This window comes from Streptomyces sp. NPDC085932 (assembly GCF_044540525.1).
Lineage (GTDB): Bacteria > Actinomycetota > Actinomycetes > Streptomycetales > Streptomycetaceae > Streptomyces > Streptomyces levis.
On record NZ_JBITSJ010000008.1, the window covers coordinates 323,616 to 344,135 of the forward strand.

18 protein-coding genes are annotated in these 20,520 nt (G+C 70.5%); 16 read left to right on the top strand and 2 right to left on the bottom strand.

Annotated elements, in window-relative coordinates; genetic code table 11:
* Positions 1–154: 154 nt before the first annotated feature.
* Complete coding sequence (gene relA, locus ACIGAQ_RS34215; protein ID WP_094057790.1) at positions 155–2,671, top strand: GTP pyrophosphokinase; 2,517 nt, start codon at positions 155–157, stop codon at positions 2,669–2,671.
* A gap of 67 nt (positions 2,672–2,738) precedes the next feature.
* Here relA and ACIGAQ_RS34220 read toward each other — a convergent pair whose 3' ends face one another.
* Both ACIGAQ_RS34220 and ACIGAQ_RS34225 read right to left on the bottom strand, forming a co-directional pair.
* Positions 2,739–3,968: a DUF349 domain-containing protein gene (locus tag ACIGAQ_RS34220; protein ID WP_311684348.1), complete on the bottom strand. Its 1,230-nt coding sequence runs from the start codon at positions 3,966–3,968 to the stop codon at positions 2,739–2,741.
* Between the two features lie 136 nt (positions 3,969–4,104).
* Positions 4,105–4,950 carry a peptidylprolyl isomerase gene (locus ACIGAQ_RS34225; RefSeq protein WP_311684349.1) on the bottom strand — a complete coding sequence of 282 codons (846 nt, stop codon included), beginning with the start codon at positions 4,948–4,950 and terminating at the stop codon, positions 4,105–4,107.
* A gap of 167 nt (positions 4,951–5,117) precedes the next feature.
* Between ACIGAQ_RS34225 and ACIGAQ_RS34230 the strand changes: the two genes are divergently transcribed.
* The 15 genes from ACIGAQ_RS34230 to aroB all read left to right on the top strand — a co-directional run bounded on the left by ACIGAQ_RS34230 (position 5,118) and on the right by aroB (position 20,461).
* A complete protein-coding gene (locus tag ACIGAQ_RS34230) occupies positions 5,118–5,825 on the top strand; it encodes an MBL fold metallo-hydrolase (RefSeq protein WP_362279084.1) in 708 nt (235 codons plus the stop codon).
* Between the two features lie 13 nt (positions 5,826–5,838).
* A complete protein-coding gene (gene hisS / locus ACIGAQ_RS34235) occupies positions 5,839–7,101 on the top strand; it encodes a histidine--tRNA ligase (RefSeq protein ID WP_399789903.1) in 1,263 nt (420 codons plus the stop codon).
* Between the two features lie 230 nt (positions 7,102–7,331).
* A complete protein-coding gene (locus ACIGAQ_RS34240) occupies positions 7,332–7,988 on the top strand; it encodes a vitamin K epoxide reductase family protein (RefSeq protein WP_311684354.1) in 657 nt (218 codons plus the stop codon).
* 56 nt (positions 7,989–8,044) lie between these two features.
* Positions 8,045–9,400, top strand: coding sequence for a replication-associated recombination protein A (locus ACIGAQ_RS34245; RefSeq protein WP_311684356.1), 1,356 nt, complete (start codon positions 8,045–8,047; stop codon positions 9,398–9,400).
* A 313-nt stretch (positions 9,401–9,713) separates the two neighbouring features.
* Positions 9,714–10,328 carry a 30S ribosomal protein S4 gene (gene rpsD / locus ACIGAQ_RS34250; RefSeq protein WP_309096595.1) on the top strand — a complete coding sequence of 205 codons (615 nt, stop codon included), beginning with the start codon at positions 9,714–9,716 and terminating at the stop codon, positions 10,326–10,328.
* 178 nt (positions 10,329–10,506) lie between these two features.
* The gene (locus ACIGAQ_RS34255; RefSeq protein WP_399789907.1) at positions 10,507–10,947 is read left to right on the top strand and encodes a DUF948 domain-containing protein; all 441 of its coding nucleotides are present in this window, start codon (positions 10,507–10,509) and stop codon (positions 10,945–10,947) included.
* A gap of 9 nt (positions 10,948–10,956) precedes the next feature.
* Entirely contained in the window at positions 10,957–11,310 is a 354-nt protein-coding gene (locus ACIGAQ_RS34260; protein WP_399789910.1) for a hypothetical protein, read from the top strand.
* Positions 11,310–13,982 (top strand): alanine--tRNA ligase, encoded by a 2,673-nt coding sequence (gene alaS, locus ACIGAQ_RS34265; RefSeq protein ID WP_399789913.1) that lies wholly within the window; start codon positions 11,310–11,312, stop codon positions 13,980–13,982. Before ACIGAQ_RS34260 ends, alaS begins: the two co-directional genes overlap by 1 nt.
* Positions 13,983–13,997: 15 nt before the next feature.
* Positions 13,998–14,462 (top strand): Holliday junction resolvase RuvX, encoded by a 465-nt coding sequence (gene ruvX, locus ACIGAQ_RS34270; RefSeq protein WP_311684366.1) that lies wholly within the window; start codon positions 13,998–14,000, stop codon positions 14,460–14,462.
* 121 nt (positions 14,463–14,583) lie between these two features.
* Positions 14,584–16,293: an endolytic transglycosylase MltG gene (gene mltG, locus ACIGAQ_RS34275; RefSeq protein ID WP_311684368.1), complete on the top strand. Its 1,710-nt coding sequence runs from the start codon at positions 14,584–14,586 to the stop codon at positions 16,291–16,293.
* 11 nt (positions 16,294–16,304) lie between these two features.
* Positions 16,305–17,132, top strand: coding sequence for a shikimate dehydrogenase (locus tag ACIGAQ_RS34280; protein ID WP_399789918.1), 828 nt, complete (start codon positions 16,305–16,307; stop codon positions 17,130–17,132).
* A 51-nt stretch (positions 17,133–17,183) separates the two neighbouring features.
* Positions 17,184–17,534, top strand: coding sequence for a hypothetical protein (locus ACIGAQ_RS34285; protein ID WP_399789921.1), 351 nt, complete (start codon positions 17,184–17,186; stop codon positions 17,532–17,534).
* A 142-nt stretch (positions 17,535–17,676) separates the two neighbouring features.
* A complete protein-coding gene (aroC, locus tag ACIGAQ_RS34290; RefSeq protein WP_399789924.1) occupies positions 17,677–18,861 on the top strand; it encodes a chorismate synthase in 1,185 nt (394 codons plus the stop codon).
* Positions 18,858–19,373, top strand: a complete 516-nt coding sequence (locus tag ACIGAQ_RS34295) for a shikimate kinase (RefSeq protein ID WP_399789927.1) — start codon at positions 18,858–18,860, stop codon at positions 19,371–19,373. Before aroC ends, ACIGAQ_RS34295 begins: the two co-directional genes overlap by 4 nt.
* Positions 19,370–20,461 (top strand): 3-dehydroquinate synthase, encoded by a 1,092-nt coding sequence (gene aroB / locus ACIGAQ_RS34300; protein WP_399789930.1) that lies wholly within the window; start codon positions 19,370–19,372, stop codon positions 20,459–20,461. The genes ACIGAQ_RS34295 and aroB overlap by 4 nt, the downstream gene beginning before the upstream one ends.
* The last annotated feature ends 59 nt before the right edge of the window (positions 20,462–20,520 follow it).

Consider the following 20,520-nt stretch of genomic DNA (forward strand, 5'->3'; position numbering starts at 1 on the left):
GGAGGCGGGCCCGGAGGAATCCGGAGCCCGCCTCTCGTGTTTCCCGGGTTGACGGCCCCCACAGTGGCCTGAAGGCGATCCTGAGGCGCAGGATCGCTACCATGGGGTCTCCGGAGCCTGACCGGGGGACCCGGATCGCGCACGAGGAGCCCTCTTGCCAGACGAGGCCCAGCACCTGACCGCCGCCAAGCCCGAGTCCGCCTCGGCAGCCGCGGCCAAGCCCGCGCCGAACGCGCCCCACGCGAAGAACGACACCCGCGGGCCGGTCGAGCACGCCCAGTCGGCACCGGTCGACAAGCCCGCCGAGCAGGCGCGCCCCAAGCCCGCCCCGCCGGTGCGGCAGGCCTCCGGTCAGCCGGCCCGCAGCGGCTCCTCCAACCGCGTCCGCGCCCGCCTGGCCCGCCTCGGCGTCCAGCGCGCCAACCCGTACAACCCGGTGCTGGAGCCGCTGCTGCGGATAGTGCGCAGCAACGACCCCAAGATCGAGACGGCCACGCTCCGCCAGATCGAGCGCGCCTACCAGGTCGCCGAGCGCTGGCACCGCGGCCAGAAGCGCAAGAGCGGCGACCCGTACATCACGCACCCGCTCGCCGTCACCACCATCCTCGCCGAGCTGGGCATGGATCCGGCCACGCTGATGGCAGGCCTGCTGCACGACACGGTCGAGGACACCGAGTACGGCCTGGAGGACCTGCGCCGCGACTTCGGCGACGTCGTCACCCTGCTCGTCGACGGCGTCACCAAGCTCGACAAGGTCAAGTTCGGCGAGGCCGCCCAGGCCGAGACCGTGCGCAAGATGGTCGTCGCCATGGCCAAGGACCCCCGCGTCCTGGTCATCAAGCTCGCCGACCGCCTGCACAACATGCGCACCATGCGCTACCTCAAGCGCGAGAAGCAGGAGAAGAAGGCGCGCGAGACCCTGGAGATCTACGCGCCGCTCGCCCACCGCCTGGGCATGAACACCATCAAGTGGGAGCTGGAGGACCTCGCCTTCGCGATCCTCTACCCCAAGATGTACGACGAGATCGTCCGGCTGGTCGCCGAGCGGGCCCCCAAGCGCGACGAGTACCTGGCCATCGTCACCGACGAGGTCCAGCAGGACCTGCGCGCGGCCCGCATCAAGGCGACCGTCACCGGCCGCCCGAAGCACTACTACAGCGTCTACCAGAAGATGATCGTCCGCGGCCGTGACTTCGCGGAGATCTACGACCTGGTGGGCATCCGCGTCCTCGTGGACACCGTCCGCGACTGCTACGCGGCCCTCGGCACGGTGCACGCGCGATGGAACCCGGTCCCCGGCCGGTTCAAGGACTACATCGCGATGCCCAAGTTCAACATGTACCAGTCGCTGCACACGACGGTCATCGGCCCCGGCGGCAAGCCCGTCGAGCTGCAGATCCGCACCTTCGACATGCACCGCCGCGCCGAGTACGGCATCGCCGCGCACTGGAAGTACAAGCAGGAGGCCGTCGCCGGCGCCTCCAAGGTGCGCACCGACGCGCCCAAGTCGTCCGGCAAGGGCAAGGACGACCACCTCAACGACATGGCGTGGCTGCGGCAGCTGCTGGACTGGCAGAAGGAGACGGAGGACCCGGGTGAGTTCCTGGAGTCCCTGCGCTTCGACCTCTCGCGCAACGAGGTCTTCGTCTTCACCCCCAAGGGTGACGTCATAGCGCTCCCGGCGGGCGCCACCCCCGTGGACTTCGCCTACGCCGTGCACACCGAGGTCGGCCACCGCACCATAGGCGCCCGCGTCAACGGCCGCCTGGTCCCGCTGGAGTCCACCCTCGACAACGGCGATCTGGTCGAGGTCTTCACCTCGAAGGCACCCGGCGCCGGGCCCTCCCGCGACTGGCTGGGCTTCGTCAAGTCACCGCGCGCCCGCAACAAGATCCGTGCCTGGTTCTCCAAGGAGCGCCGCGACGAGGCGATCGAGCAGGGCAAGGACGCCATCGTCCGCGCCATGCGCAAGCAGAACCTGCCGATCCAGCGCATCCTGACCGGCGACTCCCTGGTGACCCTGGCGCACGAGATGCGCTACGCCGACATCTCCGCGCTGTACGCGGCGATCGGCGAGGGCCACGTCTCCGCGCAGAACATCGTGCAGAAGCTGGTGCAGGCCCTCGGCGGCGAGGAGGCGGCCACCGAGGAGATCGACGAGTCGGTCCCGCCGGCCCGGGGCCGCAGCCGCAAGCGCCGCTCCAGCGCCGACCCGGGCGTCGTCGTCAAGGGCGTCGACGACGTGTGGGTCAAGCTGGCCCGCTGCTGCACGCCCGTGCCCGGCGACCCGATCATCGGTTTCGTCACCCGCGGCAGCGGCGTATCGGTGCACCGCAGCGACTGCGTGAACGTGGACTCGCTGTCCCGCGAGCCCGAGCGCATCCTCGACGTCGAGTGGGCGCCCACGCAGTCCTCGGTCTTCCTGGTCGCCATCCAGGTCGAGGCCCTCGACCGTTCCCGGCTGCTGTCGGACGTCACGCGCGTGCTGTCCGACCAGCACGTCAACATCCTGTCCGCGGCCGTCCAGACCTCCCGCGACCGGGTCGCCACGTCCCGCTTCACCTTCGAGATGGGTGACCCGAAGCACCTCGGCCACGTGCTGAAGGCCGTCCGGGGCGTCGAGGGCGTCTACGACGTCTACCGGGTGACGTCGGCGCGCAACAGGACGTGACCGCTCGTAGCGGACATGCGAAAGGGGCTCCCGTACGGCGAGTACGGGAGCCCCTTTTCGGCCGGTGTCAGCCGCCGAACTCCTGCAGGCCCTTCAGCGCCTGGTCCAGCAGCGCCTGGCGGCCCTCCAGCTCACGCTGGAGCTTGTCGGCCCGGGCGTTGTTGCCCTGCGCGCGGGCCTGCTCGATCTGGCCCCGCAGCTTGTCCACCGCGGCCTGGAGCTGCCCGGTCAGCCCCTCGGCACGCGCACGCGCCTCCGGGTTGGTCCGGCGCCACTCGGCCTCCTCGGCCTCCTGGATGGCCCGCTCGACGGCGTGCATACGGCCCTCGACCTTCGGCCGGGCGTCGCGCGGCACGTGGCCGATGGCCTCCCAGCGCTCGTTCACGTTCCGGAAGGCGGCCCGGGCCGCCTTCAGGTCCGTGATCGGCAGGAGCTTCTCGGCCTCCTCGGCCAGCTCCTCCTTGAGCTTGAGGTTCTCCGCCTGCTCGGCGTCCCGCTCGGCGAAGACCGAGCTCCTGGCCGCGAAGAAGACGTCCTGGGCGCCGCGGAAGCGGTTCCACAGGTCGTCCTCGTGCTCGCGCTGGGCACGGCCCGCGGCCTTCCACTCGGACATCAGCTCGCGGTAGCGCGCCGCCGTCACACCCCAGTCCGTCGAGTTCGACAGCGCCTCGGCCTCGGCGACCAGCCGCTCCTTGGTCTTGCGGGCCTCCTCGCGCTGCGCGTCCAGCTGCGCGAAGTGCTGCTTGCGCCGCTTGGAGAACGCCGACCGCGCGTGCGAGAACCGGTGCCACAGCTCGTCGTCGGACTTGCGGTCCAGCCGCGGCAGACCCTTCCAGGTGTCCACCAGGGCCCGCAGCCGCTCACCCGCCGCCCGCCACTGGTCCGACTGCGACAGCTCCTCCGCCTCGGCGACCAGCGCCTCCTTGGCGTGACGGGCCTCGTCGGACTGTTTGGCGCGCTGCGCCTTGCGCTCCTCGCGGCGCGCCTCCACCAGCTCCACGAGCTTGTCCAGCCGGACCCGCAGGGCGTCCAGGTCGCCCACCGCGTGATGCGCGTCGACCTGTTCGCGAATGTGGTCGATGGCGGCCTGGGCGTCCTTCGCCGACAGGTCGGTGGTCTTCACTCGCTTCTCGAGGAGGCCGATCTCGACAACCAGGCCCTCGTACTTGCGCTCGAAATAGGCCAGCGCCTCCTCGGGGGAGCCCGCCTGCCAGGAACCGACGACCTGCTCGCCGTCGGCCGTACGCACGTACACGGTCCCCGTCTCGTCGACGCGGCCCCACGGGTCGCTGCTCACAGCGCCTCCTCCACATGATGCCTGCGGGGGGCCTGAAGCTCCCCCGGGCATCGTCCACAGTTTCGTCACGGCCAACATAGGCGACCGGCGGGGGGCCTGTCCGCATCCCGCGCGACCGAAATTACGCAGTTGGGGCTCAGGATTCGCTGACCGTGGCCTTGTTGATCACGACCGTCGCGTTGGGCGCCGTGTTGCCCGTCTGAGGGTCGGGAGCCTGCGCTCCGGCCTTGGCGATCTTCTGCAGCACCTTCATGCCCGCCTCGGACACCGTACCGAACGGTGTGTAGTCGGGCGGCAGCTGACTGTCCTGGTAGACGAGGAAGAACTGGCTGCCACCGCTGTCGCGGCCCTGCTTCGTCTGGGCGTTGTACTGGTTCGCCATCGCGACCGTGCCCGCCGGGTACACCCCGCCCTTGAGGCTCTTGTCCTTGAGGTTCTCGTCCGGGATGGTGTAGCCGGGTCCGCCCATGCCGGTGCCCTGCGGGTCACCGCACTGCAGGACGTAGATGCCCTGGTCGGTGAGCCGGTGGCACTTGCTGTGGTCGAAGTACCCCTTGTCGGCGAGGAACTTGAACGAGTTGACGGTGTGCGGGGCCGCCGACGCCTTCAGCGCGATGTCTATCTCGCCGCAGGTCGTGTCCAGCTTCATCGTGTACTTCGCCGACTCGTCGATCGCCAGCGCCGGTTCCTTCTTCCAGGTCTGCGTCTCGACCTTGCCCGCCGCGGGCTTCTCGCACGGGTCCGGGGCCTTGCTGGGGGAGGCGCTCGGCGTGACCTCCGCGCCCGCGTTCTCCTTCTTGCCGTCGTCCTCGAACGGCTTGGTCAGGAAGACCGTCACCGACAGCACCACGACCACGCCGAGAACCGAGGCGATCACCGAGTTGCGGATACGGGCCTTGCGCCGTGCGTCAGTGCGCCGCTGCTGCTGCCGCAGGTACTTCTCCCGGGCGAGCTGACGCCGCCGCTGTTCCTGGCTGACCACCGGGTTCTCTCCTCATGCGTCTGATACGTCGACCGGTACGCGAGGGGCCTGTGCGCCGACCGCCCGCGTGTGCCCCGTACCGTATATGGGTTCGCTGTGGAAACGGCAGCGCCGGTAGGCTCTGACGACAGCCGCAGCCGCCCGTATCGACACAACGAAGGACGATCGTGCTCATTGCCGGGTTCCCCGCCGGGGCCTGGGGGACGAACTGCTACCTCGTCGCCCCCGCCGCCGGTGAGGAGTGCGTGATCATCGACCCCGGCCACCAGGCCGCCGACGGCGTCGCGGAGGCCATCGCCAAGCACCGGCTCAAGCCCGTCGCCGTCGTCCTCACCCACGGCCACCTCGACCACGTCGCCTCGGTCGTCCCGGTGTGCGGCGCGCACGACGTGCCGGCCTGGATCCACCCCGACGACCGGTACATGATGAGCGACCCCGAGAAGGCGCTGGGACGCTCGATCGGCATGCCGCTGCTGGGCGAGCTGACCATCGGGGAGCCGGACGACGTCAAGGAGCTGACCGATGGCGCCGCGCTCGACCTGGCGGGACTGGAGCTCACCGTCTCGCACGCGCCGGGCCATACCAAGGGGTCGGTGACCTTCGGCCTGCCCGAGGCGGCGGACATCCCGCCGGTCCTGTTCTCGGGCGACCTGCTGTTCGCCGGCTCCATCGGACGCACCGACCTGCCCGGCGGTGACCCGGCCGAGATCCTCGACTCGCTGGCCCGCGTGTGCCTGCCGCTCGACGACTCGACCGTGGTGCTGTCCGGCCACGGCCCCCAGACGACCATCGGCCGGGAGCGCGCCACCAACCCGTATCTGCGGCAGGTGGCGGCCGGCCAGGGAGCCCAGCCCGCTCCCCGACGAGGAATGTGACGAGAGACGTCCTGTGAGCACCTTCAAGGCCCCCAAGGGCACGTACGACCTGATCCCGCCGGACTCCGCCAAGTACCTGGCGGTCCGCGAGGCGATCGCCGCCCCGCTGCGCAACTCCGGCTACGGCTACATCGAGACGCCCGGCTTCGAGAACGTCGAGCTCTTCGCGCGCGGCGTCGGTGAGTCCACCGACATCGTCACCAAGGAGATGTACGCCTTCGAGACCAAGGGCGGCGACCGGCTCGCCCTGCGCCCCGAGGGCACGGCCTCCGTGCTGCGCGCCGCGCTGGAGGCCAACCTGCACAAGGCCGGCAACCTCCCGGTCAAACTCTGGTACTCGGGCTCGTACTACCGCTACGAGCGCCCCCAGAAGGGCCGCTACCGCCACTTCTCCCAGGTCGGTGCCGAAGCCATCGGCGCCGAGGACCCGGCGCTCGACGCCGAGCTGATCATCCTGGCCGACCAGGCCTACCGCTCGCTCGGCCTGAGCGACTTCCGGATCCTGCTCAACAGCCTGGGCGACAAGGAGTGCCGCCCGGTCTACCGGACGGCGCTGCAGGAGTTCCTGCGCGGCCTGGACCTGGACGAGGAGACCCTGCGCCGCGCGGACATCAACCCGCTGCGCGTCCTGGACGACAAGCGCCCGGAGGTCCAGAAGCAGCTGGCCGACGCCCCGCTGCTGCGCGACTACCTGTGCGACGCGTGCAAGGCGTACCACGAGGAGGTCCGTGAGCTGATCACGGCGGCGGGCGTGGCCTTCGAGGACGACCCGAAGCTGGTGCGCGGCCTGGACTACTACACCCGCACCACCTTCGAGTTCGTCCACGACGGCCTCGGCTCGCAGTCCGCGGTGGGCGGCGGCGGCCGCTACGACGGCCTGTCCGAGATGATCGGCGGCCCTGCGCTGCCGTCCGTCGGCTGGGCCCTCGGCGTCGACCGCACGGTCCTCGCACTGGAGGCGGAGGGCGTCGAGCTCGAACTGCCCCCCAGCACCAGCGTGTTCGCCGTCCCGCTCGGCGAGGAGGCCCGCCGCATCCTGTTCGCGAAGGTCACCGAGCTGCGCAAGAACGGCATCGCGGCCGACTTCTCCTACGGCGGCAAGGGCCTCAAGGGCGCGATGAAGAACGCCAACCGCAGCGGCGCCCGCTACGCGATCGTCGCCGGCGAACGCGACCTCGCCGACGGCGTCGTCCAGCTCAAGGACATGACCTCGGGCGAGCAGACGGCCGTGGGCGTCAACGAGATCGTGGCGGAACTGGAAGCCCGGCTCGGCTGACAGCCCACCCGCGAAGGCGCCGGACCCCCGACGAGGGGCCCGGCGCCTTCGCCGTTCCCCGGGCCGGTTCGCACCCTTGTGCTGCCCTGCGACGGACGTCGGCCGAAACACACCCCTCAAGGGCGATCGTGCGGTCGTCCTTATCCCCACTGAACGGTGGAGACACAGCCCGGTGCGGCACAATGGCCCTGCCCGAAGATGTTCAGGTCTCAAGTGACGGAATCGGCGTGATGAGCAAGACGACAGTCAAGGACGTCTCCACGGAGCCCGAGCCGGAGCGCGCCGAGATCGCGCCGCGCGCGCAGGGCGCAAGCCGGGCCCTCGCCCTGCTGCTCGTGATCACGGGCGCGGCCGGACTGCTCGCCGCCTGGGTCATCACGCTCGACAAGTTCAAGCTCCTGGAAGCCAAGGTCGAGGGCAAGACGTTCACCCCGGGCTGCAGCCTCAACCCGGTCGTCTCCTGCGGCAGCGTCATGGAGAGCAAGCAGGCCGCCGTCTTCGGCTTCCCGAACCCGATGCTCGGCCTGGTCGCCTACGGCATCGTCGTCTGCGTCGGCATCAGCCTGCTCGCCCGCGCCCGCCACCCGCGCTGGTACTGGCTCACCTTCAACGCCGGCTGCCTGTTCGGCGTCGTCTTCTGCGCCTGGCTCACATTCCAGTCCCTGTACCGGATCAACGCCCTGTGCCTGTGGTGCTGCCTCGCCTGGGTTGCGACGATCCTGATGTTCTGGTACGTCACCTCGTTCAACGTCCGCACGGGCTTCCTGCCCGCCCCGGGCTGGCTCAAGGGCTTCTTCGGCGAGTTCACCTGGGTCATGCCCGTGCTGCACATCGGCATCATCGGCATGCTGATCCTGACCCGCTGGTGGGACTTCTGGACCAGCTGACCCGGGCGTTCCGGGCCCCGGCCGGATTGTCGGTGGGGTGAACTAGGGTTTCTGACGTGGAGCCCGACCTGTTCACCGCCGCAGCCGAAGAACGCCAGGAGAAGGAGCCGTCCAGCAGCCCCCTCGCCGTGCGGATGCGCCCGCGTACCCTCGACGAGGTCGTGGGCCAGCAGCACCTGCTGAAGCCGGGCTCACCGCTGCGCCGACTGGTCGGCGAGGCCGCCTCCGGCCCGGCCGGCCCCTCCTCGGTGATCCTCTGGGGCCCGCCCGGCACCGGCAAGACCACCCTGGCGTACGTCGTCTCCAAGGCGACCGACGCCCGTTTCGTGGAGCTGTCGGCGATCACCGCCGGGGTCAAGGAGGTCCGCGCGGTCATCGACGGCGCCCGCCGCGCCTCCGGCGGCTACGGCAAGGAGACCGTCCTCTTCCTCGACGAGATCCACCGCTTCAGCAAGGCCCAGCAGGACTCCCTCCTCCCGGCCGTCGAGAACCGCTGGGTGACGCTCATCGCGGCGACGACGGAGAACCCGTACTTCTCGATCATCTCCCCGCTGCTGTCCCGCTCCCTGCTGCTCACCCTTGAACCGCTCACGGACGACGACATCCGGGACCTGCTGCGCCGCGCCCTCACGGACGAGCGTGGCCTCAAGGGCGCCGTCGGCCTCCCCGAGGAGACCGAGAGCCACCTGCTGCGCATCGCCGGCGGTGACGCCCGCCGCGCCCTGACCGCCCTGGAGGCGGCCGCCGGAGCCGCCCTGGACAAGGGCGAGACGGAGATCGGCCTGACCACCCTGGAGGAGACGGTCGACCGGGCGGCCGTGAAGTACGACCGCGACGGCGACCAGCACTACGACGTGGCCAGCGCCCTGATCAAGTCCATCCGCGGCTCCGACGTCGACGCCGCCCTGCACTACCTGGCCCGGATGATCGAGGCCGGCGAGGACCCGCGCTTCATCGCCCGGCGCCTGATGATCTCCGCCAGCGAGGACATCGGGCTCGCCGACCCGAACGCCCTGCAGATCGCGGTCGCCGCCGCCCAGGCCGTCGCCATGATCGGCTTCCCCGAGGCGGCCCTCACCCTCAGCCACGCCACGATCGCGCTCGCCCTGGCCCCCAAGTCCAACGCCGCGACCACCGCGATCGGCGCCGCCCTGGAGGACGTGCGCAAGGGCCTGGCCGGACCGGTCCCGGCGCATCTGCGCGACAGCCACTACAAGGGCGCGACCAAGCTCGGCCACGGCCAGGGGTACGTGTACCCGCACGACCTGCCCGAGGGCATCGCCGCCCAGCAGTACGCCCCCGACGCCCTCAAGGACCGCGAGTACTACGAGCCGACCCGGCACGGCGCGGAGGCCCGCTACGCGGACGCGGTCGAGTGGACCCGGAAGAACCTCGGTCGTAAGCGGTCCTGAGCACCCTGTAAACTCGTCCGGAGTGCCGCGTCCCGTGCAGTCAGAACGGGACAGTCGGCCGGAACCGGCCAGGGGCGTGTCCCCGGACCGGCTCCAGGAGCGTCGCGCACCGTCGAACGGTGTCGCGGGCAGCCCACCACCCCTCGCCCCTCCGGGACGGGACCGGTCGGTGGGCCACTCGCGTGCTGCACGTATGTGCCCAGATCAGGGGAGCGGCTGCCCACCGAGGTCCTTCGGGACCGAGGCGGGTTTCCCCGGCTGCGGATGCGACCTCCCACCACCCTGACAAGCCGAATCAAGGAAATGAGAAGCAGTGGCGAACCAGTCCCGCCCCAAGGTCAAGAAGTCGCGTGCCCTCGGCATCGCGCTGACCCCGAAGGCCGTCAAGTACTTCGAGGCCCGTCCCTACCCGCCGGGTGAGCACGGTCGTGGCCGCAAGCAGAACTCGGACTACAAGGTCCGTCTGCTGGAGAAGCAGCGTCTGCGCGCGCAGTACGACGTGTCCGAGCGCCAGCTCGTCCGCGCCTACGAGCGTGCCTCCAAGGTCCAGGGCAAGACCGGTGAGGCCCTGATCATCGAGCTGGAGCGCCGTCTCGACGCCCTGGTCCTGCGTTCGGGCATCGCCCGCACGATCTACCAGGCCCGTCAGATGGTCGTCCACGGCCACATCCAGGTCAACGGCAAGAAGGTCGACAAGCCCTCCTTCCGTGTCCGCCCGGACGACGTCGTGCAGGTCCGCGACCGCTCCAAGGAGAAGACGCTCTTCACGATCGCCCGTGAGGGTGGCTTCGCCCCCGAGGGCGAGACCCCGCGTTACCTCCAGGTGAACCTCAAGGCCCTGGCGTTCCGCCTGGACCGCGAGCCGAACCGCAAGGAGATCCCGGTGATCTGCGACGAGCAGCTCGTCGTCGAGTACTACGCCCGCTGATCCCCGGCAGGCACGCGGTACTTCAGCCCGTCGTCCCCCCGCCCCCCGTGGGCGGCCGGGACGGCGGGCTTTCGCGATCGGCCCGGCGCCGGACGGATATCCGGTACGGAGCGCCACCCCCGGCGCGATAGGCTCGTCGCACGACTTTTTCGATGTTCAGGCACGTTTCAGGGAGCGGGTGCACACAGTGTCCGGTGGAGAGGTTGCCGGGATCCTGGTGGCCGTCTTCTGGGCGATCCTGGTCTCCTTCCTCGCCGTCGCCCTGGCGAGGCTGGCCCAGACGCTCAAGGCGACCACCAAACTCGTCGCGGAGGTGACCGACCAGGCCGTCCCGCTCCTGGCAGAGGCCTCCACGGCGGTGCGCTCGGCGCAGACCCAGATCGACCGGGTCGACGCGATCGCCTCCGACGTCCAGGAGGTCACCTCCAACGCCTCCGCGCTGTCGACCACCGTCGCCTCCACCTTCGGCGGCCCCCTGGTCAAGGTCGCCGCCTTCGGCTACGGCGTGCGCCGGGCCCTCGGCGGCCGCAAGGAGGACGTGCCCGCCAACGCGTCCAGGCGTACCGTGATCGTGGGCCGTACGGTCTCTCGGCGCAGCGCCCGAGGGAAGAGGGACTGAGAGCCAGCGATGTTCCGCCGCACCTTCTGGTTCAGCACGGGCGTCGCCGCCGGTGTCTGGGCCACCACCAAGGTCAACCGCAAGCTCAAGCAGCTGACCCCCGACAGCCTTGCCAAGGCCGCCGGCCACAAGGCGATCGAGGCCGGTCACCGCCTGAAGGACCGGGCCGTCGGCTTCGCGCTCGATGTCCGCGACAACATGGCCGTCCGCGAGGCGGAGCTGGGTGACGCGCTCGGGATCAATGAGAACCCCGAACTTCCCGGCCCCCGGCGGTACGCCGCCATCGAGAACCGCAACAACCCCAAGTACGTCGAGGGTTCGACGTACCAGACGCACACGTACAACCGGAATGAGGACCACTGATGGAGTCGGCCGAGATTCGCCGCCGTTGGCTGAGCTTCTTCGAGGAGCGCGGGCACACCGTCGTCCCTTCGGCGTCGCTCATCGCGGACGACCCGACTCTGCTCCTCGTCCCCGCCGGCATGGTGCCCTTCAAGCCGTACTTCCTGGGTGAGGTCAAGCCGCCCTTCGCCCGCGCCACGAGCGTGCAGAAGTGCGTGCGCACGCCGGACATCGAAGAGGTCGGCAAGACCACCCGGCACGGCACGTTCTTCCAGATGTGCGGCAACTTCTCCTTCGGCGACTACTTCAAGGAAGGCGCCATCAAGCTCGCCTGGGAGCTGCTCACCAGCCCCCAGGACAAGGGCGGTTACGGCCTCGACCCCGAGCGCCTGTGGATCACGGTCTACAAGGACGACGACGAGGCCGAGCGCATCTGGCACGAGGTCGTCGGCGTGCCCAAGGAGCGGATCCAGCGCCTGGGCATGAAGGACAACTACTGGTCCATGGGCGTCCCCGGCCCCTGCGGCCCCTGCTCCGAGATCAACTACGACCGCGGCCCCGAGTTCGGCGCCGAGGGCGGCCCCGCCGTCAACGACGAGCGGTACGTGGAGATCTGGAACCTCGTCTTCATGCAGTACGAGCGGGGCGAGGGCACCGGCAAGGACAACTTCGAGATCCTCGGCGAACTGCCCAGCAAGAACATCGACACCGGCCTCGGTCTCGAACGCCTCGCCATGATTCTGCAGGGCGTGCAGAACATGTACGAGATCGACACCTCGATGGCCGTCATCAAGAAGGCCACCGAGCTGACCGGTGTCGCCTACGGCGACGCCCACGCCTCGGACGTCTCCCTGCGCGTGGTCACCGACCACATGCGCACCGCCACCATGCTCATCGGCGACGGCGTCACCCCCGGCAACGAGGGCCGCGGCTACGTGCTGCGCCGCATCATGCGCCGCGCCATCCGCAACATGCGCCTGCTCGGCGCCACCGGACCGGTCGTCAAGGACCTGATCGACGTCGTCATCGGCATGATGGGTCAGCAGTACCCCGAGCTCGTCACCGACCGCGAGCGCATCGAGAAGGTCGCCCTCGCCGAGGAGAACGCCTTCCTCAAGACGCTGAAGGCCGGCACCAACATCCTCGACACCGCCGTCAGCGACACCAAGGCCGCCGGCTCCACCGTGCTGCCCGGCGACAAGGCCTTCCTGCTCCACGACACCTGGGGCTTCCCGATCGACCTCACCCTGGAGATGGCCGCCGAGCAGGGGCTGTCCGTGGACGAGGAGGGCTTCCGCCGCCTGATGAAGGAGCAGCGGGAGCGCGCCAAGGCCGACGCCCAGGCCAAGAAGACCGGCCACGCCGACATGGGCGCCTACCGGGAGATCGCCGACCGCGCCGGTGCCACCGACTTCATCGGGTACACCGACACCGAGGGCGAGTCCACGATCGTCGGCATCCTGGTCGACGGCGTCTCCTCCCCGGCCGCCACCGAGGGCGACGAGGTCGAGATCGTCCTCGACCGCACCCCCTTCTACGCCGAGGGCGGCGGCCAGATCGGCGACACCGGCCGCATCAAGGCGGACTCGGGCGCCGTCATCGAGATCCGCGACTGCCAGAAGCCGGTCCCCGGTGTCTACGTGCACAAGGGCGTCGTCCAGGTCGGCGAGGTGACCGTGGGCGCCAAGGCCCACGCCGCCATCGACGACCGGCGCCGCAAGGCCATCGCCCGCGCCCACTCGGCCACGCACCTGACCCACCAGGCCCTGCGCGACGCCCTCGGCCCCACGGCCGCCCAGGCCGGTTCCGAGAACCAGCCCGGCCGCTTCCGCTTCGACTTCGGTTCCCCGTCCGCCGTTCCGACGGCCGTGATGACCGACGTCGAGCAGAAGATCAACGAGGTCCTCGCCCGCGACCTCGACGTCCGCGCCGACGTCATGGGCATCGACGAGGCCAAGAAGCAGGGCGCCATCGCCGAGTTCGGCGAGAAGTACGGCGAGCGCGTGCGCGTGGTCACCATCGGCGACTTCTCCAAGGAGCTGTGCGGCGGCACGCACGTGCACAACACCGCCCAGCTGGGCCTGGTGAAGCTGCTCGGCGAGTCCTCCATCGGCTCCGGTGTGCGCCGCATCGAGGCCCTGGTCGGCGTGGACGCCTACAACTTCCTCGCCCGGGAGCACACGGTCGTCGCCCAGCTCCAGGAGCTGATCAAGGGCCGTCCGGAGGAGCTCCCGGAGAAGGTCTCCGCCATGCTCGGCAAGCTCAAGGACGCCGAGAAGGAGATCGAGAAGTTCCGCGCCGAGAAGGTCCTCCAGGCCGCCGCCGGTCTCGCCGAGTCCGCCAAGGACGTCCGTGGCATTGCCGTCGTGACCGGTCAGGTCCCGGACGGCACGACGGCCGACGACCTGCGCAAGCTCGTGCTCGACGTGCGCGGACGCATCCAGGGCGGCCGGGCCGCCGTCGTCGCCCTGTTCACGGTGGCGAACGGCAAGCCGCTGACGGTCATCGCCACCAACGAGGCCGCCCGCGAGCGCGGCCTGAAGGCCGGCGACCTGGTCCGCACGGCCGCCAAGACCCTCGGCGGCGGCGGGGGCGGCAAGCCGGACGTCGCCCAGGGCGGCGGCCAGAACCCCGCCGCCATCGGTGACGCCGTGGACGCCGTCGAGCGCCTCGTCGCCGAGACGGCCAAGTAAGAGACGGTCGAGAACATGCGCAGAGGACGTCGACTCGCGATCGACGTCGGGGACGCCCGCATCGGGGTCGCCTCGTGCGACCCCGACGGAATCCTCGCCACGCCGGTCGAGACGGTCCCGGGGCGTGACGTTCCCGCGGCTCAGCGGCGGTTGAAGCAACTCGTCGAGGAGTACGAGCCGATCGAGGTCGTCGCCGGCCTGCCGCGTTCCCTCAAGGGGGGCGAGGGGCCGGCCGCCCTCAAGGTCCGCGGCTTCGTCGAAGAACTGGCGCGCATGATCGCCCCGGTTCCGGTGAGACTCCTGGACGAACGCATGACCACGGTGACGGCCACTCAAGGACTGCGCGCCTCGGGCGTGAAATCCAAGAAGGGCCGGTCCGTCATCGACCAGGCAGCGGCCGTGGTCATCCTGCAACAGGCCCTTGAATCCGAACGGGTGTCAGGTAAAGCACCCGGCGAAGACGTCGAAGTGGTCATCTGATCGCGATACGGTAACGTTCCGCGCGATGCGGCGGCATTCGAACAGCCCCCGCACAGCAAGAGGCGGGACGGGAGCCGAGCCGGAAGCCGCGTGACCGCCGCCTCGCGGCTCTAGGGGATCGATGACTGAGTATGGCCGGGGCCAAGGCTCCGAACCGTGGCATCCGGAGGACCCGTTGTACGGGGACGGCGGATGGGATGGACAGCAGGCCCATCAAGGTCAGCAGTCCGCCTACGACGGCCAGCCGCAGCACTACCCGCAGCAGCCGCAGCAGCCGCAGTACGGCGACTGGGGCACCGGTGAGCAGGCCGGTTACGGTCACCCGCAGCAGCAGTACCCGTACGACCAGCAGCAGTACGCGGCACAGCCCCACGGCCATCAGCAGTACCCCGGGCAGCAGGGCCACGGGCAGCCGCACGACCAGGGCTACCACCAGCAGCAGTACGGCGACGGCGGCTGGTCCGACGATCCCCACCAGCAGGTCTCCTACCCCGGCGACCCGTCGGACCCCTACGGCCAGCAGCAGGCCGGAGCGTACGGCGGGGGCCAGCAGGACTACTACGGGACCCCCGAGGCCTATCCGCCGCCGGAGCCGCCCGGCCGCCGGCAGGCCGAGCCCGAGCCGGAGACCGACTGGGACCCCGGCCCCGACCAGGGCGAACACGCGTTCTTCGCGGGCGGCGACGACGAGGACGAGGAGCCGCCGAGCCGCCGCGGGCGCGACGACCAGCGGGGGCGCGGCGGCAAACCCAAGAAGCGCCGCAACGGCATGGCCTGCCTGCTGGTCGTCCTGGTCCTCGGCGGCGGCCTGGCGGGCGTGAGCTACGTCGGCTACCAGTTCTACCAGGATCGTTTCGGCGACGCCCCGGACTTCGCGGGCGACGGCAGCGGCCAGGAGGTGTCCGTCGAGATCCCCGAGGGCTCCGACGGCTATGCCATCGGCCGGGCGCTCAAGGCCGCCGGGGTCGTCAAGAGCGTCGACGCCTTCGTCTCGGCCCAGGCCGGCAACCCCGACGGCCGGAACATCCAGGCCGGCGTGTACACGCTGCAGAAGCAAATGTCGGCCGAGAGCGCGGTCGAACTGATGCTCAGCCCCGAGAGCCGCGACAACCTGATCATCGCCGAGGGCAAGCGCAACGTCGACATCTACCGCCTCATCGACAAGCGGCTGAAGGTCAAGGAGGGCACCACCGCCGCCGTCGCCGAGAAGGACCACGACAAGCTCGGACTGCCCGAGTGGGCCCAGGACCACCCGGACGTCAAGGACCCGCTGGAAGGCTTCCTCTTCCCCTCCAGCTACGGCGTCAGCGAGGGCCAGAAGCCCGAGGACGTCCTCAAGCAGATGGTCCAGCGGGCGACGCGTACGTACGAGAAGCTCGGCGTGGAGAAGAAGGCCCAGAGCCTCGGCTTGGAGAACCCCTGGCAGCTGATCACCGCCGCCAGCCTCGTCCAGGCCGAGGGCACCAGCCACAGCGACTTCCGCAAGATGGCCGAGGTCGTCTACAACCGCATGAAGCCCGGCAATCCGCAGACCAACGGCATGCTGGAGTTCGACTCCACGTACAACTACATCAAGAACCAGAGCAAGATCGACCTGAGCCTGAGCGAGCTGCGGAACTACGACAACCCGTACAACACGTACTTCCACAAGGGCCTGCCGCCGGGTCCGATCGACAACCCGGGCGAGGACGCCCTCAAGGGCGCCCTGAACCCGACGGACGACGGCTGGTACTACTTCATCTCGCTCGACGGCAAGACGAGCAAGTTCACGAAGACGAACGCGGAACACCAGAAGCTGGTCGACCAGTTCAACGCCTCGCGGAACAACTGAGGAACCCTTCGATGGCCACATCACGCCGTGCCGCCGTACTCGGCTCCCCGATCGCCCACTCGCTCTCCCCGGTCCTGCACCGCACGGCCTACCGGGAACTGGGACTGGACGGCTGGAGCTACGACCGGTTCGAGGTCGACGAGGCCGGACTGCCCGGCTTCTTCGACACGCTCGGCTCCGAGTGGGCGGGGCTGTCGCTGACCATGCCGCTGAAGCGGGCCGTGATCCCACTGCTCGACGGCATCAGCGAGACCGCGGCGTCGGTCGACGCCGTCAACACGGTCGTCTTCACCGAGGACGGCCGCCGGACCGGCGACAACACCGACATCCCCGGCATGGTCGCGGCGCTGCGCGAGCACGGCATCGACAAGGTCGAGGCCGCCGCGATCCTCGGCGCGGGCGCGACCGCCTCGTCCGCGCTGGCCGCGCTCGCCCGGGTCTGCCCCGGTGAGATCGCCGTGTACGTGCGCAGCGAGGCCCGCGCCGCCGAGATGCGCCGCTGGGCCGAGCGGCTGGACGTGACGGTGCGCATCGCCGACTGGGCGGACGCCGAGCAGGCCCTGCGCGCCCCGCTGGTGATCAGCACCACGCCGGCCGGAGTCACCGACGCCCTCGCCCGGTCCGTGCCGGACCGCCCGGCGGCCCTCTTCGACGTGCTCTACGACCCCTGGCCCACGGTCCTCGCCGCCCGCTGGTCGGCGTACGGCGGCGCCGTCGTCAGCGGCCTCGACCTGCTGGTGCACCAGGCCGTGCTCCAGGTCGAGCAGATGACGGGGCTGGCCCCGGCGCCGCTGGACGCCATGCGAAAAGCGGGGGAGCGCGCTCTCGCGGACCGCTAAGATCCGCTCTCGGTTCCGCAGGGGGCGGAACAGGGGAGGGGTCACCGCATCATGTCCGCAGGCCTGCCACAGGCGTCCGTCAAGTCCCAGATATTCGAGTCCGTGCTGGGCTTCCTGCCCGACTGGGTGCAGATCACGGTGCTCGCCCTGATCGTGCTCGCCGTCGTCGCGTCCTGGGTCGTGAAGATCAAGCGGAAGATCGCCTATCGGCGGGCCGTCCGCACCGGGCAGCCCGTACACGCCGCGGCGCAGTACGGGCAGGGCAGGGGCGCCGACCACCTGGGCGCCTACGCCCCGCAGCAGGCGCAACCCGCCGCCGGGCCGAGCGGGGCGGACTTCCTCGGGGCGTACGCCCCGCAGCAGCGACGGACCGACGGTCCGTCCACGGGCTCGTCCGCCTGATGGACCGGCGGCCGGACACCCGGCCCGGACGTGGGAGGATCGGAGACGGCGGACCGGGGCCGCGCACCCGGTCGGGCCGTCGCCGTACGCGAGGACGTGCGTACGCAGGGCAGTACCGGGGCGCGAGCATGGAGGAGCACCGTTGAGCAGGTTGCGCTGGCTGACCGCGGGTGAGTCCCACGGTCCCGCACTCGTGGCGACGCTGGAGGGTCTTCCCGCCGGCGTGCCGATCACCACGGACATGGTGGCGGACCATCTCGCGAGGCGGCGGCTGGGCTATGGCCGCGGTGCCCGGATGAAGTTCGAGCGGGACGAGGTCACTTTCCTGGGCGGGGTCCGGCACGGCCTCACCCTCGGTTCCCCGGTGGCGATCATGGTGGGCAACACCGAGTGGCCCAAGTGGGAGCAGGTCATGGCGGCCGATCCGGTCGATGCGGAGGTGCTGGCGGGTCTGGCCCGCAATGCCCCGCTGACCCGTCCGCGGCCCGGGCACGCCGATCTGGCGGGCATGCAGAAGTACGGCTTCGACGAGGCCCGGCCGATCCTGGAGCGGGCCTCGGCGCGGGAGACGGCGGCCCGGGTGGCGCTGGGGGCGGTGGCCCGCTCCTACCTGAAGGAGACCACCGGTGTCGAGATCGTCTCCCACGTCGTCGAGCTGGCGTCGGCGAAGGCACCCAAGGGCGTGTACCCGAGGCCGGGGGACGTGGAGCGGCTGGACGCGGATCCGGTGCGCTGTCTGGACGCGGACGCCTCGAAGGCGATGGTCGCCGAGATCGACCAGGCCCACAAGGACGGCGACACCCTGGGTGGTGTGGTGGAGGTCCTGGCCTACGGTGTGCCGGTGGGGCTGGGTTCGCACGTGCACTGGGACCGCAAGCTCGACGCCCGCCTCGCGGGCGCGCTCATGGGCATCCAGGCGATCAAGGGCGTCGAGATCGGCGACGGCTTCGAACTGGCCCGCGTTCCCGGGTCCAAGGCGCACGACGAGATCGTGAAGACCGACGAGGGCATCCGCCGCACCTCCGGCCGCTCCGGCGGCACCGAGGGCGGTCTGACCACCGGCGAACTGCTCCGCGTGCGCGCCGCGATGAAGCCCATCGCCACCGTCCCGCGTGCCCTGCAGACCGTCGACGTCACCACCGGTGAGGCCGCACAGGCCCACCACCAGCGCTCCGACGTCTCCGCGGTCCCGGCCGCCGGGATCGTGGCGGAGGCGATGGTGGCGCTGGTGCTGGCGGACGCGGTGGCGGAGAAGTTCGGTGGTGACAGCGTGGCCGAGACCCGCCGGAACGTCACCTCGTACCTCGACCACCTCGCCGTGCGATGAGCGGCCCGCTGGTCGTGCTGGTGGGCCCGATGGGCGTGGGCAAGTCCACCGTCGGACGGCTGCTGGCCGAGCGGCTCGGCGTGGCCTACCGGGACACCGACGACGACATCGTCGCCGCACAGGGCCGGACCATCGCCGAGATCTTCGTCGACGAGGGCGAGGACGCCTTCCGGACCGTCGAGAAGGCGGCCGTGCACAAGGCGCTCGCCGAGCACGACGGTGTGCTCGCCCTCGGCGGCGGCGCGATCCTCGACGCCGGCACACGCGCCCTGCTCGCCGGGCAGCGGGTGGCGTACCTGTCGATGGACGTCGAGGAGGCGGTCAAGCGCACCGGCCTCAACGCGGCCCGCCCGCTGCTCGCGGTCAACCCGCGCAAGCAGTGGCGCGAGCTGATGGAGGCCCGCCGGCACCTCTACGAGGAGGTCGCCACGGTCGTCGTCGCCACCGACGGCCGCACGCCCGAAGAGGTGACCCAAGTCGCCCTCGACGCACTGGAGTTGAAGGAAGCATGAGCGAGGCAGTGACGCGGATCCAGGTCGGCGGCACCGCGGGCACCGACCCCTACGAGGTCCTGGTGGGCCGCCGGCTCCTGGGCGAGCTCGGCGGACTGATCGGGGACAGGGCCAAGCGGGTCGCGATCGTCCACCCCGAGGCCCTGGCCGAGACCGGCGAGGCGCTCCGCGCCGACCTGGCCGAGCAGGGCTTCGAGGCCGTCGCCATCCAGGTGCCCAACGCGGAGGAGGCCAAGACCGCCGAGGTCGCCGCCTACTGCTGGAAGGCGCTCGGCCAGTCCGGCTTCACGCGCACCGACGTCATCGTCGGCGTCGGCGGCGGCGCCACCACGGACCTCGCCGGCTTCGTGGCCGCGACCTGGCTGCGCGGCGTGCGCTGGATCGCCATCCCGACCACCGTGCTCGCCATGGTGGACGCGGCCGTCGGCGGCAAGACCGGCATCAACACCGCCGAGGGCAAGAACCTCGTCGGCGCGTTCCACCCGCCCGCCGGTGTGCTCTGCGACCTGGCCGCGCTGGACTCCCTCCCGGTCAACGACTACGTCTCCGGGCTCGCCGAGGTCATCAAGGCCGGCTTCATCGCCGACCCGGTCATCCTCGACCTCATCGAGTCCGACCCGCAGGCCGCCCGCAGCCCGGAGGGCCCGCACACCGCCGAGCTCGTCGAGCGCTCCATCCGGGTCAAGGCCGACGTCGTGTCGTCGGACCTGAAGGAATCGGGCCTGCGCGAGATCCTCAACTACGGCCACACCCTCGGCCACGCCATCGAGAAGAACGAGCGCTACAAGTGGCGCCACGGCGCGGCGGTCTCGGTCGGCATGCACTTCGCCGCCGAACTCGGCCGCCTGGCGGGCCGGCTGGACGACGCCACGGCCGACCGCCACCGCACCATCCTCGAATCGGTCGGGCTGCCCCTGCACTACCGCCACGACCAGTGGCCCAAACTGCTGGAGACCATGAAGGTCGACAAGAAGTCCCGCGGCGACCTGCTGCGCTTCATCGTCCTCGACGGTCTGGCCAGGCCCACCGTCCTGGAGGGACCCGACCCGGCCGTGCTGCTCGCCGCGTACGGCGAAGTCGGCCAGTAAGTACCCCGGCGCGCCTTCCGCCCGAAATCGCCTTACGGGGCCGGGCACTTCGGACCGCC

Bases quoted from the DNA above. Each gene is read 5' to 3' on its own strand.
- ACIGAQ_RS34240 (WP_311684354.1), top strand. From the start codon at position 7,332: ATGAGCAAGACGACAGTCAAGGACGTCTCCACGGAGCCCGAGCCGGAG.
- ACIGAQ_RS34260 (WP_399789910.1), top strand. From the start codon at position 10,957: ATGTTCCGCCGCACCTTCTGGTTCAGCACGGGCGTCGCCGCCGGTGTC.
- alaS (WP_399789913.1), top strand. From the start codon at position 11,310: ATGGAGTCGGCCGAGATTCGCCGCCGTTGGCTGAGCTTCTTCGAGGAG.
- ruvX (WP_311684366.1), top strand. From the start codon at position 13,998: ATGCGCAGAGGACGTCGACTCGCGATCGACGTCGGGGACGCCCGCATC.
- mltG (WP_311684368.1), top strand. From the start codon at position 14,584: ATGACTGAGTATGGCCGGGGCCAAGGCTCCGAACCGTGGCATCCGGAG.
- ACIGAQ_RS34280 (WP_399789918.1), top strand. From the start codon at position 16,305: ATGGCCACATCACGCCGTGCCGCCGTACTCGGCTCCCCGATCGCCCAC.
- ACIGAQ_RS34285 (WP_399789921.1), top strand. From the start codon at position 17,184: ATGTCCGCAGGCCTGCCACAGGCGTCCGTCAAGTCCCAGATATTCGAG.
- ACIGAQ_RS34295 (WP_399789927.1), top strand. From the start codon at position 18,858: ATGAGCGGCCCGCTGGTCGTGCTGGTGGGCCCGATGGGCGTGGGCAAG.
- aroB (WP_399789930.1), top strand. From the start codon at position 19,370: ATGAGCGAGGCAGTGACGCGGATCCAGGTCGGCGGCACCGCGGGCACC.